A 15,979-nucleotide genomic window follows, 5' to 3' on the forward strand; every position below is an offset into this window, starting at 1 on the left:
CACAGAGCAAAGCCTGCTAGTTTACCGCAGTAGCGGGGTTCTTGAGCAAGACACGGTTTAGTGCTGATGATTCGAATTTGGAACAGGGTCGTGCCCCCCTTTACACCAGGGGTTGCAACGCCCTATTCGGTACAGCGCCAACCCCCACCCTTTAATGGGCCCATGCTTTTCAATGGCCTCGATGGCGTATGCCGAACACGTGGGTGTAAAGCGGCAACTGTTGCCAAACCAGGGGCTTAAAAAGTAGCGGTAAAAACGGATGGGCGCAATAAACAGCTTTTTCAGCATTTTGTAACCTGCTTCAAAAGCGTGTCCGCCTCTTGGCGGACCTGTTTTTTGAGTGCCGTTAGCGTGCAAGGTTCAATTTTGGCGTGCAGCCGAAACACGATGTCGCGATTGGGAAGCCTGTTTTGCTGCAGACGAAAACTTTCCCGAATGATGCGTTTAATGGTGTTTCGGGTGACTGCCCGTTTGGCTTGTTTCTTGCCAATAATGAGCCCAAGACGGGGTTGTGGGCTGTTTGCGCCGCCCCTGGGGGTGGAAACAACGAACAAAGCCCCTTTGGCTACGCGCCGGCCTTTTAATGCAGCAACGTATTCAGAGGGGCGCAACAGGCGCGCCGCCGACGAGAAGGTGGCCCGCGCAGTGTTCATTGACAAGGTGGCTTGCCTGCTTTGTGCAAGAAGCCGCCGGCCGGTAATAAAACCGGCTTAAACAGCCAGACGCTTGCGGCCTTTGGCGCGGCGAGCGTTAATGACAGCGCGGCCGCCACGGGTTTTCATGCGTACGCGAAAGCCGTGTGTGCGCTTGCGACGAGTAACGGAAGGTTGAAATGTGCGTTTCATGGCTCAATGCCTTAGGTTGGAAAATAAGGGAAAGCCTGCTATTTCACCAAATTATTCGAGTTTAGTCAAATGCTTAGCGTTATTACGCATGGCTATGAAGAACCGGGGTTGTGGATAACTTGTCCCACAACAAGGTAGAATCGAGGTTTACTGAAGTGGTGGATATGAAAGATTTTTGGCAGACCTGTATTCAACGCCTGGAGCAAGACCTACCCCCGCAGCAAATCAGTGCCTGGATTCGTCCTCTGGTTCCGCTGGAGTACGACGAGTCCAAGGCGTTGTTGCGCGTGTCTGCGCCGAACCGTTTCAAGCTCGACTGGGTTCGCAAGAATTTTTCTCGTCAAATTGAAACTCTGGCAACGGAATGGTTTGATCAACCCGTGCAGGTGTCGTTCGAACTGGCTTCTTCGGGCAACCGTGCGGCGCCCACCGCGCGCGCGCGCTCGGCACCCGCTACCCCGGCTTCGGTGCTGAATGCGGAACCGGCGCTTACTGAGTCTCCTGCCATGGCGCCCGAACCCGCCGCGCCGGCGCCCTCTCCGTTGGCGGCGGCCACGGTTGATTCCGTTTACGACCGCTCGCGGCTGAACACCGATTTAACCTTCGACAATTTCGTTACCGGTAAAGCCAACCAGCTGGCCCGCGCGGCCGCGCTGCAAGTGGCCGAAAACCCCGGCATATCTTATAACCCGCTGTTCTTGTATGGCGGTGTGGGTTTGGGTAAAACCCACCTTATTCACGCCATTGGCAACGCCCTGTTGAAGGCCGACAAAGCCGCCAGGGTGCGTTATGTGCATGCCGACCAGTACGTGTCCGATGTGGTGAAGGCCTACCAGCGTAAGGCCTTCGATGAATTCAAGCGTTATTACCATTCGCTCGATTTATTGCTTATCGACGATATTCAATTCTTCGCGGGCAAGAACCGCACGCAGGAAGAGTTTTTCTACGCGTTTGAAGCCATGGTGGCCAAACGCAAACAAATTATTATTACGTCCGACACCTACCCCAAGGAGCTGGCGAATATCGACAGCCGCCTTATCTCGCGCTTCGACTCGGGCTTAACCGTGGCCATTGAGCCGCCCGAGCTGGAAATGCGGGTGGCGATTTTGCTGCGCAAGGCCGATGTGGAAGGCATGGCCATGCCTGAAGATGTGGCTTTCTTTATTGCCAAGCATTTGCGCAGCAATGTGCGTGAGCTGGAAGGTGCCCTGCGTAAAGTGTTGGCTTATGCGCGTTTTCACGGCCGCGATGTGTTGTCGGTGGAAGTGTGCAAAGACGCCCTGAAAGACCTGCTGTCGGTGTCCAACGGGCAAATTACGGTGGAAAACATTCAGAAAACCGTGGCCGATTATTACAAAATCAAAGTGGCTGATATGTATTCCAAACGGCGTCCGGCAAATATTGCCATGCCGCGCCAGGTGGCCATGTACCTGGCCAAAGAATTAACGCAGAAAAGCTTGCCTGAAATTGGCGATCTGTTCGGCGGGCGGGATCACACGACGGTGCTGCATGCCGTTCGAAAAATTTCCGAAGCGAGGTCAAAAAACCCAGAACTCAATCATGCTTTGCATGTGTTGGAACAAACCCTAAAAGGATAATCATGCAATTCGTACAAACAACAAGAGATGCGTTGCTGAAACCGTTGTCTACGGTGGCCGGCATTGTTGAGCGTCGCAATACCATGCCTATTCTGGCCAATGTATTGTTGCGCAAGGAAGGCAACAGTGTGTCGTTTTTGGCCACCGATCTGGAAGTACAAATTACCACGCACGCCGATTTCGGCGTGGGCGATGAATCGGAATCCACCACGGTGGCGGCGCGCAAGCTAATGGACATTTTGCGCGCCCTGCCCGAAGATGAAATTAGCTTAAGCCTAACCAGCGGCAAGTTGAACATTCAGTCGGGCAAAAGCCGTTTTGCCTTGCAAACCTTGTCGGCCAACGACTACCCCACGGTGTCGCAGCCGGAACAGTTCGACGTGTCGTTTTCATTAGCGCAAAAAACACTGAAGCAGCTGTTTAACCAGGTGCATTTTTCCATGGCCCAGCAAGACATTCGTTACTACCTGAATGGCTTGCTGTTTGTGTTCGAACCTGGTTTCGTGCGCGCCGTGGCCACCGACGGCCACCGCCTGGCCCATAGCGCCACCGCGGCCGAAGGCATTACCCAGAAGCACGACGTGATTGTGCCGCGCAAAACTGTATTGGAAATGCAGCGCCTGCTGGGTGAAACCGACGACCCGGTGCAAATCGACGTGTCATCGGGGCAGATTCGTTTCCGTTTCAACGATGTCGAACTCATTTCCAAACTGGTGGAAGGCAAGTTCCCCGATTACACCCGCGTAATCCCCACCACCTATACACGCCATTTCATGGTCGACCGCGAGCGTTTGCAGGGCAGTATGCAACGTGCCGCCATTCTGACCACCGACAAGTTGAAAGGCGTGCGTTTCCAGTTGGGCGACAACGTGCTGAAAGTGTCTTCTTCGAACGCCGAACAGGAAGAAGCCCAGGAAGAAATCGACGTCGATTACAGCCACGAACCCCTGGATGTGGGTTTTAACGTAAGCTACCTGCTGGACGTACTGGCCAACATGAAGTCGGACATGGTGCGCTGGTCGGTTCAACCCGACGCCAACGCGTCTGCACTTATTACATCGCCCGACGACGAGCATTTCAAATATGTCGTCATGCCGATGCGCATTTAATCAAACACAAGGTTTTATATGTCAGACTCAACCGTGAATACACCTGAAGTGGATTATGGTGCCGAATCAATCAAAATGCTTAAGGGGCTTGAGGCAGTACGCAAGCGCCCTGGCATGTACATTGGCGATACGTCCGACGGTACCGGTTTGCACCACATGGTGTTCGAAGTGGTCGACAACGCGATCGACGAAGCGTTGGCCGGCTATTGCGACGACATTGTCGTTACCATTCACGCCGACAACAGCATTTCGGTAAGCGACAACGGGCGGGGCATTCCCACCGATATTCACAAAGACGACGAATTCGGCCGCAGCGCGGCGGAAATCGTGATGACCGAACTGCACGCCGGCGGGAAGTTCGACCACAACTCGTACAAGGTGTCCGGGGGTCTGCACGGTGTGGGCGTGTCGTGCGTGAATGCGTTGTCGGAATGGTTGCGCCTAAGCATCTGGCGTAACGGTGAAACCCATGAAATGGAGTTTCGTCGCGGCGAACGGGTTGAGCCTTTGCATGTAACCGGCACCACCACACAGCAAGGTACGCGGGTGCACTTCCTTGCCGACGACACCATTTTCGAAAACGTGGAGTATCACCACGACATTCTGGCCAAGCGCCTGCGTGAACTGTCGTTCCTGAATAACGGCGTAAAAATTCGCCTGATTGATGAACGCGACGGCAAGGAAGACAACTTCGCCTTCTCGGGTGGCGTGAAAGGGTTCGTGGAATACATTAACCGCACGAAAACCCCCCTGCATTCGAATGTGTTCGCGGTGAGCACTGAGTCGAAGGTGAACGAGGAGCTCATTGGCGTTGACGTGGCCATGCAATGGAACGACAGCTACTCCGAAACGGTGCTGTGTTTTACCAATAACATTCCCCAGCGCGACGGCGGCACCCACTTAACCGGTTTGCGCGCCGCCATGACGCGTGTCTTGAACAAATACATTGCCGACAACGAATTGGCCAAGAAAGCCAAAATCGACACCACCGGTGACGACATGCGCGAAGGCCTGGCCTGCGTGTTGTCGGTGAAAGTACCCGACCCGAAATTCAGCAGCCAAACCAAAGACAAGCTGGTTTCCAGTGAAGTGCGCCCCGCCGTTGAAGAGGCCGTGGCCCGTACGCTGGAAACCTGGCTGCTTGAAAACCCGAACGACGCCAAGGCGCTGTGCAACAAAATTATTGACGCCGCCCGGGCACGCGACGCAGCCCGCCGCGCACGTGAAATGACACGCCGTAAAAGCGTGCTGGAAGGCGCAGGCTTGCCGGGTAAACTGGCCGACTGCCAGGAAAAAGACCCGGCGCTAAGCGAAATTTACATTGTGGAGGGGGACTCGGCCGGGGGCTCCGCCAAACAAGGGCGCGACCGTAAATTCCAGGCTATTTTGCCCCTGCGCGGCAAGGTGCTGAATGTGGAAAAAGCCCGCTTCGATCGCCTGATTGCCAGCGAAGCCATTACCACCCTTATTACGGCGTTAGGTACCAGCATTGGGCCCGATTTCAATATCGAGAAGCTGCGTTACCACCGCATTATTATCATGACCGACGCCGACGTGGACGGCGCGCACATTCGTACGTTGTTGCTTACTTTGTTCTACCGGCAAATGCCGGAACTGGTTGCGCGTGGGCATATTTACATTGCCCAGCCGCCTTTGTACAAAGTGAAGATGGGCCGCGACGAGCGTTACCTGCAAGACGACCACGAAGAAGCAAAGTACATGATGGAAGTGGCGCTGAAAGACACCGCGCTCACCCCGCGTGAAGGCGCCGAGCCCATTACCGGTGATGCCTTGTCGGAACTGGCGCGCCAGTACATTTTGGCCGATGCGGTGATTGAACGCTTGTCGCGCCAGATGGATGAACAGGCTTTGTCGGCCATGGCCGAGGGCGTGGAAATTCACCTGGACGATGAAACCCAGGCAAAAGAGTCGGCCCAGCGCTTGCAGGATGCCCTGGCGGGTTCTGCCGTGCTAAGCCGCGTAACGGTGGATGCCGAGCAACCCGAGGAAGACGGCCCGTGGCGTTTGGTATTGCGTCGTTTGCATCACGGCAATGTGCGCGTAAGCGTGTTCGACCGCACCTTTGTGCGCGGTGCCGATTATGCGGTGTTGTCGCGTTCGGCGAAAACCTTCCTTGGCCTGTTGGGCAAGGGCGCGGTGATTCGCCGTGGCGAGGGCGACAAGCAGAAAGAGAAGTATGTGAGCGACTTCCGCCAGGTGGTGCTGTGGTTACGTTCCGAGGCCGAGCGTGCGGTAAGCAAGCAGCGCTATAAGGGTCTGGGCGAGATGAACCCGCAACAGTTGTGGGAAACCACGATGGATCCGAAGGTGCGACGCTTGTGGCGTGTGCAGATTGAGGATGCGATTGCGGCGGATGAGTTGTTCACCACGCTGATGGGCGACCATGTTGAGCCAAGGCGCGCGTTTATTGAAACGCATGCGTTGCAGGCGGGGAATATTGATACTTGATTGTTCCTTGAGTTGTTTTTGTTTGAGTCGGGCTGCCTTTTTGGGTGGCCCGATTTTCTTTTGGGCGTCGTTGTGGGGGTGCCGGGCGGCGGGGCCATCGCACGGCCCCTTCGGGGCTTCCCGCTGGTTGCACCTGGCTCGGAGCGGGCGCGGAACTCGCGGGATCGACCCAGTGGGTCGAAAGCGCCCCGCTCGAACAGGCCGCGCCCTTGGGTCTCCGACCGAGGTACAACCAGCGGCGTGCTCAAAGCTCCGCCGCCCGGCACCCCACAACGACTTGGGGTTGCGCATGGGGGAGGATTGTTATAGATTTTGGTTTGGTGGGGTGGAGAGTATGGTTTGAAATTCTATTATTGGGCAGAAGCCGTCATTGTGGCGCACCGAAGCTAGTTAGTACGTAATAAGCGAGCACACGACGCTTAACGACGTGTTGGCTACAACCCAATCGAGATGATTGAGCAAGTAAGACAGGAGCACTTTCCATGCGATGCGTAGCGAATTTCGAAATTGCTTCGGACTTGTCGGTTGTATCTGATGGTCAAATTTTGAGCATCTGTGACCCTCGCGACGCGTTCAAAGCTCTGATCCGGAACATTCCGCGCTCCGAGTTCACGACGCCCTTTTTGCTCTCGTTGCATATCTACTTCGATGCAGCGGCGTTGGATAACGCCGCTGGAGTCGCGGATGATCACTTAGCTACTTGCCTCAATATGCTTGCATTCACGACCGGTGCTAGTTTTCGAAAGCATAGGATAAAGCAAATTGTCAATGCGGAACCGTCTTCAAAAGACGCAATGAGAGATGTGCACATGTGGAGCGATCGGATTGAATATAGCGATCCTCAGCCGTTCCTCGCCAGTAAGCACGCTAAGACAATCGAACGTTTGTTGGAGTTTGATATTCCGCCAGCTATAAGGCGCGCTCTGCGATGGTATCGACTAGGAATAGACGCTTCAGTGCCGGACGATCAATTCACCTACTTTTGGTTTGCTTTGGAGATTGTAGCCGAATTTCAGAAACCAACTGCGAAGGTTAATGACAAATGCCCGCGCTGTCAGTCTGCGCTCTATTGTGAGCGGTGCGAAACGCACCCACAGCATAAGCCGTACGCAAAACAAGCTATTCGAGCTTTGTTGATGGCTGCGGATGAGGGGTGCGACGAAGAAATGGTGGCCCTTCTCGATAACACCCGTAATAGCCTCATGCACGGGGAGACTCTTAAGGAAATCGAAGGTTCGTTGCCAGACCCTCATGAAAGTGTGATCGACACGCTGGGGCAACTATTGTGGAAGGCACTAGTCATACAGTTTCCTAAAGAAATGTTCGATTTTTCCTTGGTGATGGGGTTGCCGTCTACATATGTGCATTACGAGAGGACAGCTGTAGCTAAAGTCCAAACTGTTGTGCCTGTGGACGCTGACGGTTATTTTGATCTGAACTTCACGGGCATAGTTTTGGAGATGAAACCGCTGGCGCCGCCGCAAAGTGCTCTACCGTTTGTGGTGAGAATGACCAGCGAACAGTTCAACCTCCTAAGAAAGCTCCATTTCCAAAAAGGCGATCATCAAGAAATGCTAGAGCGTATTCAAAGAAATGCCAGAGAGCAAGACGGTCACTTCTATGCGCTGGTTATTTCCACCGACATGGCGGTGATCAATAGTGCCATACAGAACGGAGAAGCGGGCGAGTGGCAGGATCTTTTTCGCCAATTCCTTGATACTGCGCGGGTCCTTTGCTGATGGCGCTCCATAGCTGGCGCAAAGTAGTAATGAGAAATTGGTCGCGCTGGATCGGAATTTCCTATGTGTTTGGCCACAATCGGCCAATAGCAGTCAGCGACTGTTATATTGATTATCTGGATCAAATGCTCGCGATCAGTGTGCCAACAGCATCAAACCAAGAAAAACGGGGGAACTGCCGAGGCAGGTCGCATCTAGTTCACTCGTTTTTCTTACCAGCACTTTGTCCAACTCTTAACAGCCAAAAGGCCGTTTTTTGTTTGCCTCTTAAAACTAGTTTGCCGTCAGTCGCTCACAGATGATCACGAACCTTCCTACTTCGGTTGACTTCTGCCAATCAGGAAATGAGCTTCTCAATTTTGCATGGGATGCGACATCGAACCTACTAACGGAATTTGATCAGGCCGACTACTACGGATTCGACAAGAGCGAGGTCTCTGACAAGTACTGGGCTGCGGCGCGCAGGACGCTGACCACCTCATTGACGATCGTTCAACAAGGAGTCGAGCTGATCCTCAAAGGGAAGATCTGCGAAATCTCACCTTACCTGCTCCTGTCCGATCCTCCTTCGCGCTGGCCGTCTCCTTACGAAGGAGCACCCATTGACTTCTCACAGTTCCGAACGGTAGATGCGCAAGATTTGGTTCGGATCTATGACACATTTTCTACAGCTCGGCTTAGCGAAGAGTTCTCCGAGCGATTTCACTCCTTGCGAGAGAAGCGCAATGCAATCATGCACACCGTCGGCGCGGGTGTTTCGGTTCAGGTAACCGAAGTCATTGAGGCCATCCTCTACATGCACAAAGCGTTGTTTCCATCCGAAAACTGGGCGACCACGCGACGAGAGTTTCTTATGAACTCGCCAGACTCCGAACTCGGCAGTGGTGAGTACGCTACAAATAGAGCTTGCTGGGAGTTTTCGATAGTCAGAGAACTACTTGAACCCGCTCAGATACGGTATTTCATGGGAGTCAACAAGAAGCAACGGGCATATCTGTGCCCAGCATGCCTCGGCGACGCAAACACTGACGCAGGATTCGAATTCAAACTCGCGGTGCTTCGGCCGAAGAGCCCGACAGCGACGCTTGTTTACTGCCCCGTCTGCGATGCTGAACATCAAGTTATTCGTGAGGATTGCGCAGAGGATGGCTGCCTAGGTAATGTCATCGCCGAAGACGGAGGCTGCTGCCTCACATGCGGCCGCTAGCCCTTCCAATATCGACCATTAGTAGTTTGGTGTCTGCCCCGGGTCAGTTTCAGCTATCAGACTATAGCTGCATTCGGCCAAAAAAAGTCGCTCATGTTTCCTCCATCGTGAACAGTCGTTAAAACGTTCTTGTTACAGGCTCAACAAATGTCCGCCGATCAGCACTATCATTGCATGTGCTGAGAGTCTACCGGAGTAGGCTCGCCACCTGAAGCGGCTATATCAGCTACGAATGGAACACAGTAACGTACGAGCCCAATCAGACTGTCAAAAGTATGGATTGCAATCCAGAGTCTCCACCCATCGCGAAGAAAGTTGTCAAGCGTGCGCAGCGTGACATTGAATTTGTTTGTCGACAACTCCTTCGATTCGCAAAAATGCCAGTCGATGAGCTGATGGCGTACCTGCGAAAGCATCCCAACGAATCCTTTTACCAGATTCCGCATCCCAAGAGGAATGGTCACATCCAATGCGGCAGCCTCGCTTGGAAAAGGTTAGGGGCGCTCACGGATATAGTCCTCGATCTAGATCGAGGACTCGCCCGCCGCGTTGGCCGCCAGCGCGCTAGAAGCGCGGTGATTGATGCCTTCGTAAAGCGCGTGTTGCAGGAGGCTCGTGAGGACAATCAGGAAACTGCGGTGTTGCTGCTTCAAGACACCTTGGCGGCATTGAGACAATCCCTGATCGTCACTGAACACTACCTGCCATGTGTACTGTTTCCAGATGGTGCGCCAGACGAATTCCGAGTTGGGCCCGTTACTTTCACTCGGAGAGGAAGGTTCTTCAAAGATAGAAGGTTGCTGCTTAGGCGCAGCGTCGAAGCAGAGGCAGCGGCTCATATCAAGTATGTGAATGCAGCAGTTGCCCGAGGATTTCCGCGAGAGCGTGCATACAGCGAAGTTGAATCACAACGACTCGTTCGTAAGCTTCAGGCTCGTGCTATCAAGACTTACCGGGGATATCCATGGATTGCAAGCGTCAAGGTGACTGATTGTGATAAAGAAACCTCTAAAGATGTCAATGCCGGTTGAAATCTGACCCATTTTCGTCGGAAGCGTCGGAGTAAAATTGACCCACCCCGGCATTCCGAAACTTAATTTTTTACCTTGATATTTCCCGCCTTTCGTTTGTCTTTGAGCCGATAGCTTTCGCCAGCAATCTGCACGATATGGGCGTGGTGCAGCAACCGGTCAAGCAAGGCGGCGGTCAGGGTTTGATCTTCAGCAAAGCATGAAGACCATTGGCTAAAGGGCAGATTGCTGGTGACGATGATACTGGTTCGCTCATAGCGCTGGGCCACCACGTTAAAGAAGAGATTTGCTTGTTCGCGCCCGAAGGGCAAATAGCCGATCTCGTCGATAATCAACAATCGCGGCCCTATGATGGCGCGGTTAAAGTACTGCTTAAGTCGATCTTGTTTATGAGCCGTGGCCAACTGCATCATCAGATCAGCGGCAGTCAGGAAGCGGGTTTTAATGCCAGCCATCACAGCCCGGTACGCCAAGGCTTGCGCCAAGTGGCTCTTGCCCACGCCGCTTGGGCCGAGGAACACAATATTCTCGGCACGCTCGATAAAGGTCAAGGCTGCCAGTTCTTGAATCTGAGCACGAGGGGCGCCGCTTGCAAAGGCGAAGTCATAATCCTCAATGGTCTTGACCGACGGTAATGTGGCAATCTTCATCAGTGCGGTACGCTGGCGTTCAATCCGGGCGTCGTTCTCCATACCCAGCAAACGCTCCAGAAAATCGCTATGGCTGGCGTCCTCGCGGGCGCACTGCTGAGCAATGGCGGGCCACTCACTGGCGATGCGCTCCAGCTTCAGTACATCACATAACTGCTCGATCCGGTTGTGTTGCAGATTCATGCACGCACCTCCAGCAACTCGTTATAGACAGAGAGCGGGTGCTGGAAACTCTCCAACGGAACCGGCCGCTGAGACGCTGCCGGCACAAGGATGCTCTGGTGTTGCTGGGGTAACGGCAGCAAGGTCAATCTCTCTTCTTGCAGCCTCTTGGCGGGCCGCTCCCCGGTCGTACCGTGTAACCGTTGGTCCGCTACTTCTGTCAGCCATCGGCCAATGTGAGCGTTTGCTGCTGTTGCGTCGAACCGCAGGCCAGCCTGCTTGAGCGTAGCAGCCAGCGGTACGCAGAAACTGCCCTTCAGGTAGCCGTTGAAGCGTTCAACCTTACCCTTGGTCTTGGCCCGATAAGGCTGGCAAACACGTGGGATAAAGCCAAACTCCTGGGCCACTGCCAGCAGTCCGCCATGCCAACGATGGTGACCATCGCCATAGGCATCGCGCTCAATGATAATGGCACCTGCGTTATCAAACAGCACATGCTCGGGCACGCCACCAAAATAGATGAAAGCCTGGCGCAGACACCCGAACCACGTATCAGCGCGTTCATCAGTGGTAAACCGTACCCAACTCGAACGGCTGTAGCCCAGCGTAGCGACGAAAGCCAACAAAGGATCACGGCCCCGCCGGATATGCGTGAAATCGGCTTGCATCTGTTTGCCAGGCGGCGTCTCAAAACGTACAACCGGTTCGGACTCCTGACGTTTGTAGCCGTTCAGGAACTCCTTGAGTTGAGTAACGCCACCGGGATAACCGAGCTCGCGAATCTCTCGCAACAGCACGGCTGCCGGAATCCAATGTGGCCGAGCAGCTTCAATTCGCCCGTGCAAATAGTCTTTATATGGATCCAGCTTAGTTGGCCTCGCATTACGGGGTCTGTACTGCTGGGCGTCTGCCTCACGCAGGTATCGCCTTATCGTGTTGCGCGAACAGCCCAACTGCCGGGCCATCTCCCTAATACTGACGCCTCGACGCGCCATTACCTTGATCTCCACTGCTTGCTCCTGAGTCAACATTATCGATGGCCAAAAAGCCACCATCATTGCCCAGATGGGTCAGATTTACTCCGACGGGGTGGATCAGTATTACACCGGCGCTAACATAAAGAGCGTGCTGTCCGCGCCGTTGAGATGACGCTTCGGGGCCGGTTGGCACGGAAAATTGGTATGAAGCATTGATGCGTGGCTCCTATGAACTAGCAGTTTTCGGTTCTGCTTTGACACCGATCGTCGACCCCGTAGAAATCCAGCACCTTGACCAGAGACTAATCGATGCAATTAATTGGTTTGGAGACGCGGCTACGGATTCAAATGCTTCAGCGAGTATCGTTAAATACGTATCAGCGATCGAACGATTGTTCTTCGGAAAATTTGAGCCAGGACGTACAAAAATATTTGCAGGCCGGGTTACGAGTGTTCTGGATGCGTTCGGCTGCGATGAGAATCACTGTGTTCATGAGCAGGCGCTAGCCGTCTATAAAACTCGTTCGGCCTTAGTGCATGGTGACAACTTCCCTACAGAAGATGAGTTGCATAAAATCGAACGCCTTGCAGCAGCACTGAGCCGAATGTGCCTACTATGTTCAACGCAGCTTTATCCTATGATGTCGCAGGCATTTGACAACCCCGATCCGACGACGCTAGAAGAGGTCATGAAACGTATTGGCATCGAAGGATTAGACTGGCTGGCAGAGGCATCTGGCTTCAGCAAGTGACACCATTGGCGCCTTGGCACAGGGGATTGGTGGTCTTTACTTCTCTATTCCCTCTATTTCCAAACCGCTCTTTACTAAGAGGCACTCGTTGGCTTCAATCGGCCAAGACCCGACATTCACCTCACGTACGTACTGGCACTGAGATAAGTAAATTACAGGCTACGGTGCGCAGGCGTGGCTCGGGAGACCAGGCTAGACTTCGCCGAAGCGCGTTCTTGGCTTCGGCTGTCTTGAGCCTGAAGAATCCGAGGGAGGCTGTCTTCAATCCAATCCGCAAGCTCTCTGACTTTTTCAGCCGCCTCGCGGCCAAGCGGCGTCAGACGATATTCCACATGCGGCGGGACCACATCGAAGGCAATTCGGTCAACCAATCCATCGCTCTCCAGCCATTGCAAGGTCTGCGCGAGCATCCTTTCGCTGACACCACCGATGGCGCGCCGCAACTCACTGAAGCGATGAACGCGAGTCTCCAGCACAAGCAGAACCAGTACGCCCCATCGGCTGGTGATGTGTTTGAGCACCTCACGCGATGGGCACGCCTCAACGAGAAGCTCTCCGCGGCGCATTCTATTTAGCAACGTTGGCTTGAGCTCGAGGCGCAGTTGCTCATCGGTTTTGACACTTACGTTCATGTACGTACTTCCAAAAAGTTAGTGTAAACATCATACTACTACCTTGATTAATCACCGAATCAGGAAAAACCATGAGAATCGCAATTACCGGCGCCTCCGGCCAGCTCGGCCGCCTCATCATTGAACGGCTACGCACCAAAGTGCCCAGCAGTGATATCGTCGCTCTTGTCCGCACGCCCTCCAAAGCCACGGACCTGGGTGTGGAAGTGCGCGAGGCGGACTACACCCGCCCCGACACCTTGGATAAAGCCCTCGCCGGCGTCGATACGCTCTTGATGATTTCGGGTAGCGAAGTCGGCCAACGCGTGGCACAGCATCGCAATATCATCGACGCCGCCAAAAAGGCCGGCATCAAGCGCGTGGTGTACACAAGCTTGCTGCATGCAGAGCGCTCCACGTTGAGCCTGGCTCCCGAGCACGTCGAAACCGAAGCGCTCCTGAACGCCTCCGGGCTGAGCATCACTCTGCTGCGCAACGGGTGGTACACCGAAAACTACACCGCCTCCGTCGGACCCGCCGTGGCGAATGGTGCGTTCATCGGCAGCGCAGGACAAGGCAAGATTGCTTCAGCCCCACGCGCGGACTATGCAGATGCAGCAGTGGTTGTGCTGACTACTGCTGGCCACGAGGGCAAAACCTACGAGCTGGCCGGGGACTCTGCATATACCTTGGCTGAACTGGCTGCCGAAATCTCGCGCCAAACCGGCAAGGACATCCCCTATAAGGACTTGCCTCCCGCCGATTACACGGCAGCGCTCACCGCAGCGGGCCTTCCCGCGCCATGGCCTGAGGCGCTGGCTTCTTTTGATGTGGAAGCGGCCAAAGGTGCACTGTTCGATGAGGGCCGTGCGCTATCGACGCTTATTGGGCGACCCACCACGTCGCTGAAAGACTCGGTAGCCGCCGCGCTCAAGCAAGCATGAGTATGCAGCTTGTTTCCATTCATACGCCTGAGAAAGTAGCCATGTCCAGGCGGGCTGGCCACCTGGCAGCCGACGTACTGCGGATGATTACCGAACACATTAAGCCTGGCATGACGACGGATGCTATCGACCAGTTGTGCAATACGTACATTGTCGAAGAGCTGCAAGCTATCCCAGCGAACGTGGGTTACAACGGTTTTCCTAAGACGGTATGCACGTCCGTCAACCACGTAGTCTGCCACGGCATCCCATCAGCCAAACAACTAAAGAAGGGCGATATCGTGAACGTCGACGTTGCCATTATTAAAGACGGCTGGTTTGGCGATTGCAGCCGCATGTATTTTGTTGGTGAGCCCAGCCCGCTGGCCAAACGCCTGGTCGACACCACTTATGAAGCCATGCGTGCCGGTATTCGTGAAGTCAAACCGGGCGCTACCTTGGGCGACATTGGGCACGCAATTCAAACGGTCGCGCATCGTGAGCATTTCAGCGTGGTTCGCGAGTATTGCGGCCACGGCATTGGTCAGGTCTACCACGATGAGCCGCAAGTGCTGCACTACGGCAGGCGGGGCGAAGGCCTGCGACTAGAGACTGGCATGATTTTCACCATCGAACCCATGATTAACGCGGGCCGACGTGACATAAAGGAGCTATCGGATGGCTGGACCGTCGTCACCAGAGACCGCTCTCTTTCCGCGCAGTGGGAACACATGGTGGCGGTGACCGAAACGGGGTTTGAAGTTTTAACGCCATGGCCCGAGGGGTACGACCCGTACAGTGCTGTCGAATAATTCTATGGCTGTCCATACATGCTACTTAGAATTATCGTTGCGTGGCACTGTCTGGGGCGACCGATTTAGGCGCGCGTGAACTTCGGCTTTGGGTCGAATAGCGTCTGATCATATTTTCATTCGACAACCTATCGGGTTTTCTTGAATATCAGCAAACTAAAACTCCTTTCCCTAAAAAAGGAGTTTGTCATGAAACCGAATACTCACACCGCCTTGACGCACGAGCCTTGGAACAAGGGCAAACTCGTTGGGCAAAAAGCACCATTAAAGCTCAAGGACATCTGGGCTATCCGTGTCCGACTACAACTGTCAAATGATATCCGTAATCTTGCCCTTTTCAATCTCGCGATTGACAGCAAGCTACGAGCGTGCGATTTGGTGAAACTACGAGTCCGAGATATCGGACACGGAGAACACATAGCAACTCGTGCAATTGTTATGCAGCAGAAAACCCAACGTCCTGTGCAATTTGAAATTACTGAGCAAACACGCGAATCGTTGGTGACATGGATACGCTATAAACAGTTGCGCGCTGATGATTTCATTTTCTCAAGCAGGATTCACGCATCTTTGCACTTGTCGACTAGGCAATATGCTCGGATTGTAGATGCTTGGGTGACCGCCATCGGTTTAGATCCGACCACATACGGCACGCACACAATGCGAAGGACAAAGGCGTCATTAATTTACCGACGTACAAAAAATCTCAGGGCGGTTCAATTGCTACTTGGTCATACCAAGCTCGAAAGCACGGTGCGATACCTTGGTATCGAAGTCGATGACGCGCTGGAGATGGCAGAGCAGACAGAAGTGTGATATTTACTTACAATCAACCAGGACAGCAGTCGGGATGGTCGCTGTCCGGCCAGGAGCGGCCAGTCAAATATTCTGCGACGCAGTCGTCGGTAAGCAGTTCGACTCAAAATGCACGACCAAATCAGCCCGCATACATTCTTCATCCATCACGGTATGACAAAAACTGCAGAAGCGATGGTGAAGAAATTAATAAATGAGATTAGCCATGTTATTAGCTAGCCAATGCTAATTTTGAAGCACTTGTACCATAATACCTACGCAGCACATTGTTCTGGCGC

Annotated in this window: 16 protein-coding genes; 10 read left to right on the plus strand and 6 right to left on the minus strand. The window is 53.9% G+C overall.

What is annotated here, in order from left to right:
- Positions 1-57 precede the first annotated feature (57 nt).
- The 3 genes from yidD to rpmH are packed head-to-tail and all read right to left on the minus strand — an operon-like array spanning position 58 to position 845.
- Positions 58-288, minus strand: coding sequence for a membrane protein insertion efficiency factor YidD (gene yidD, locus G9Q38_RS03640; RefSeq protein ID WP_119515494.1), 231 nt, complete (start codon positions 286-288; stop codon positions 58-60).
- The gene (gene rnpA, locus G9Q38_RS03645; protein ID WP_119515493.1) at positions 282-653 is read right to left on the minus strand and encodes a ribonuclease P protein component; all 372 of its coding nucleotides are present in this window, start codon (positions 651-653) and stop codon (positions 282-284) included. Before rnpA ends, yidD begins: the two co-directional genes overlap by 7 nt.
- Before the next feature lie 57 nt (positions 654-710).
- Positions 711-845: a 50S ribosomal protein L34 gene (rpmH, locus tag G9Q38_RS03650; RefSeq protein WP_023951589.1), complete on the minus strand. Its 135-nt coding sequence runs from the start codon at positions 843-845 to the stop codon at positions 711-713.
- Between the two features lie 164 nt (positions 846-1,009).
- Here rpmH and dnaA point away from each other — a divergent pair, with 164 nt between their 5' ends.
- The 6 genes from dnaA to G9Q38_RS03680 all read left to right on the plus strand — a co-directional run bounded on the left by dnaA (position 1,010) and on the right by G9Q38_RS03680 (position 9,998).
- Positions 1,010-2,443, plus strand: coding sequence for a chromosomal replication initiator protein DnaA (gene dnaA / locus G9Q38_RS03655; protein ID WP_166127896.1), 1,434 nt, complete (start codon positions 1,010-1,012; stop codon positions 2,441-2,443).
- A gap of 2 nt (positions 2,444-2,445) precedes the next feature.
- The gene (gene dnaN / locus G9Q38_RS03660; protein ID WP_114420201.1) at positions 2,446-3,552 is read left to right on the plus strand and encodes a DNA polymerase III subunit beta; all 1,107 of its coding nucleotides are present in this window, start codon (positions 2,446-2,448) and stop codon (positions 3,550-3,552) included.
- A gap of 18 nt (positions 3,553-3,570) precedes the next feature.
- Positions 3,571-6,021, plus strand: a complete 2,451-nt coding sequence (gene gyrB, locus G9Q38_RS03665; RefSeq protein ID WP_166127899.1) for a DNA topoisomerase (ATP-hydrolyzing) subunit B — start codon at positions 3,571-3,573, stop codon at positions 6,019-6,021.
- A gap of 482 nt (positions 6,022-6,503) precedes the next feature.
- On the plus strand, positions 6,504-7,760 hold the full coding sequence (gene mauJ, locus G9Q38_RS03670; RefSeq protein ID WP_166127901.1) for a methylamine utilization protein MauJ: 1,257 nt from the start codon (positions 6,504-6,506) through the stop codon (positions 7,758-7,760).
- A gap of 298 nt (positions 7,761-8,058) precedes the next feature.
- Positions 8,059-8,967 (plus strand): hypothetical protein, encoded by a 909-nt coding sequence (locus G9Q38_RS03675; RefSeq protein WP_166127904.1) that lies wholly within the window; start codon positions 8,059-8,061, stop codon positions 8,965-8,967.
- A 275-nt stretch (positions 8,968-9,242) separates the two neighbouring features.
- Positions 9,243-9,998, plus strand: a complete 756-nt coding sequence (locus G9Q38_RS03680; protein ID WP_166127905.1) for a hypothetical protein — start codon at positions 9,243-9,245, stop codon at positions 9,996-9,998.
- 62 nt (positions 9,999-10,060) lie between these two features.
- On the opposite strand, the gene istB is transcribed toward G9Q38_RS03680, so the two are convergent.
- Positions 10,061-10,831, minus strand: coding sequence for an IS21-like element helper ATPase IstB (gene istB / locus G9Q38_RS03685; RefSeq protein WP_166127908.1), 771 nt, complete (start codon positions 10,829-10,831; stop codon positions 10,061-10,063).
- Positions 10,828-11,841: an IS21 family transposase gene (gene istA, locus G9Q38_RS03690; RefSeq protein ID WP_166127911.1), complete on the minus strand. Its 1,014-nt coding sequence runs from the start codon at positions 11,839-11,841 to the stop codon at positions 10,828-10,830. The genes istB and istA overlap by 4 nt, the downstream gene beginning before the upstream one ends.
- Positions 11,842-12,002: 161 nt before the next feature.
- Between istA and G9Q38_RS03695 the strand changes: the two genes are divergently transcribed.
- Entirely contained in the window at positions 12,003-12,539 is a 537-nt protein-coding gene (locus tag G9Q38_RS03695) for a HEPN domain-containing protein (RefSeq protein ID WP_166127914.1), read from the plus strand.
- 152 nt (positions 12,540-12,691) lie between these two features.
- Here the strand turns inward: G9Q38_RS03695 and G9Q38_RS03700 are convergent, their stop codons facing one another.
- Complete coding sequence (locus tag G9Q38_RS03700; RefSeq protein ID WP_370523876.1) at positions 12,692-13,171, minus strand: winged helix-turn-helix transcriptional regulator; 480 nt, start codon at positions 13,169-13,171, stop codon at positions 12,692-12,694.
- 71 nt (positions 13,172-13,242) lie between these two features.
- Here G9Q38_RS03700 and G9Q38_RS03705 point away from each other — a divergent pair, with 71 nt between their 5' ends.
- From G9Q38_RS03705 to G9Q38_RS03715, 3 genes are all read left to right on the plus strand, one after another.
- A complete protein-coding gene (locus tag G9Q38_RS03705; protein WP_166127916.1) occupies positions 13,243-14,094 on the plus strand; it encodes an SDR family oxidoreductase in 852 nt (283 codons plus the stop codon).
- Positions 14,091-14,885 (plus strand): type I methionyl aminopeptidase, encoded by a 795-nt coding sequence (gene map / locus G9Q38_RS03710; protein ID WP_166127919.1) that lies wholly within the window; start codon positions 14,091-14,093, stop codon positions 14,883-14,885. The genes G9Q38_RS03705 and map overlap by 4 nt, the downstream gene beginning before the upstream one ends.
- Before the next feature lie 189 nt (positions 14,886-15,074).
- Entirely contained in the window at positions 15,075-15,701 is a 627-nt protein-coding gene (locus tag G9Q38_RS03715; protein ID WP_166127921.1) for a tyrosine-type recombinase/integrase, read from the plus strand.
- Positions 15,702-15,979 lie beyond the last annotated feature (278 nt).

Source organism: Pusillimonas sp. DMV24BSW_D (assembly GCF_011388195.1).
Classification (GTDB): domain Bacteria; phylum Pseudomonadota; class Gammaproteobacteria; order Burkholderiales; family Burkholderiaceae_B; genus Neopusillimonas; species Neopusillimonas aestuarii.

What these genes read in the sequence shown, in the direction of transcription:
- gyrB (WP_166127899.1), top strand. Translation starts at nt 3,571, where the DNA reads ATGTCAGACTCAACCGTGAATACACCTGAAGTGGATTATGGTGCCGAA.
- G9Q38_RS03680 (WP_166127905.1), top strand. Translation starts at nt 9,243, where the DNA reads ATGGATTGCAATCCAGAGTCTCCACCCATCGCGAAGAAAGTTGTCAAG.
- istA (WP_166127911.1), bottom strand. Translation starts at nt 11,841, where the DNA reads ATGTTGACTCAGGAGCAAGCAGTGGAGATCAAGGTAATGGCGCGTCGA.
- istB (WP_166127908.1), bottom strand. Translation starts at nt 10,831, where the DNA reads ATGAATCTGCAACACAACCGGATCGAGCAGTTATGTGATGTACTGAAG.
- rnpA (WP_119515493.1), bottom strand. Translation starts at nt 653, where the DNA reads ATGAACACTGCGCGGGCCACCTTCTCGTCGGCGGCGCGCCTGTTGCGC.
- dnaN (WP_114420201.1), top strand. Translation starts at nt 2,446, where the DNA reads ATGCAATTCGTACAAACAACAAGAGATGCGTTGCTGAAACCGTTGTCT.
- mauJ (WP_166127901.1), top strand. Translation starts at nt 6,504, where the DNA reads ATGCGATGCGTAGCGAATTTCGAAATTGCTTCGGACTTGTCGGTTGTA.
- rpmH (WP_023951589.1), bottom strand. Translation starts at nt 845, where the DNA reads ATGAAACGCACATTTCAACCTTCCGTTACTCGTCGCAAGCGCACACAC.
- G9Q38_RS03705 (WP_166127916.1), top strand. Translation starts at nt 13,243, where the DNA reads ATGAGAATCGCAATTACCGGCGCCTCCGGCCAGCTCGGCCGCCTCATC.
- G9Q38_RS03695 (WP_166127914.1), top strand. Translation starts at nt 12,003, where the DNA reads ATGCGTGGCTCCTATGAACTAGCAGTTTTCGGTTCTGCTTTGACACCG.
- G9Q38_RS03675 (WP_166127904.1), top strand. Translation starts at nt 8,059, where the DNA reads ATGATCACGAACCTTCCTACTTCGGTTGACTTCTGCCAATCAGGAAAT.
- G9Q38_RS03715 (WP_166127921.1), top strand. Translation starts at nt 15,075, where the DNA reads ATGAAACCGAATACTCACACCGCCTTGACGCACGAGCCTTGGAACAAG.
- G9Q38_RS03700 (WP_370523876.1), bottom strand. Translation starts at nt 13,171, where the DNA reads ATGAACGTAAGTGTCAAAACCGATGAGCAACTGCGCCTCGAGCTCAAG.
- dnaA (WP_166127896.1), top strand. Translation starts at nt 1,010, where the DNA reads ATGAAAGATTTTTGGCAGACCTGTATTCAACGCCTGGAGCAAGACCTA.
- yidD (WP_119515494.1), bottom strand. Translation starts at nt 288, where the DNA reads ATGCTGAAAAAGCTGTTTATTGCGCCCATCCGTTTTTACCGCTACTTT.
- map (WP_166127919.1), top strand. Translation starts at nt 14,091, where the DNA reads ATGAGTATGCAGCTTGTTTCCATTCATACGCCTGAGAAAGTAGCCATG.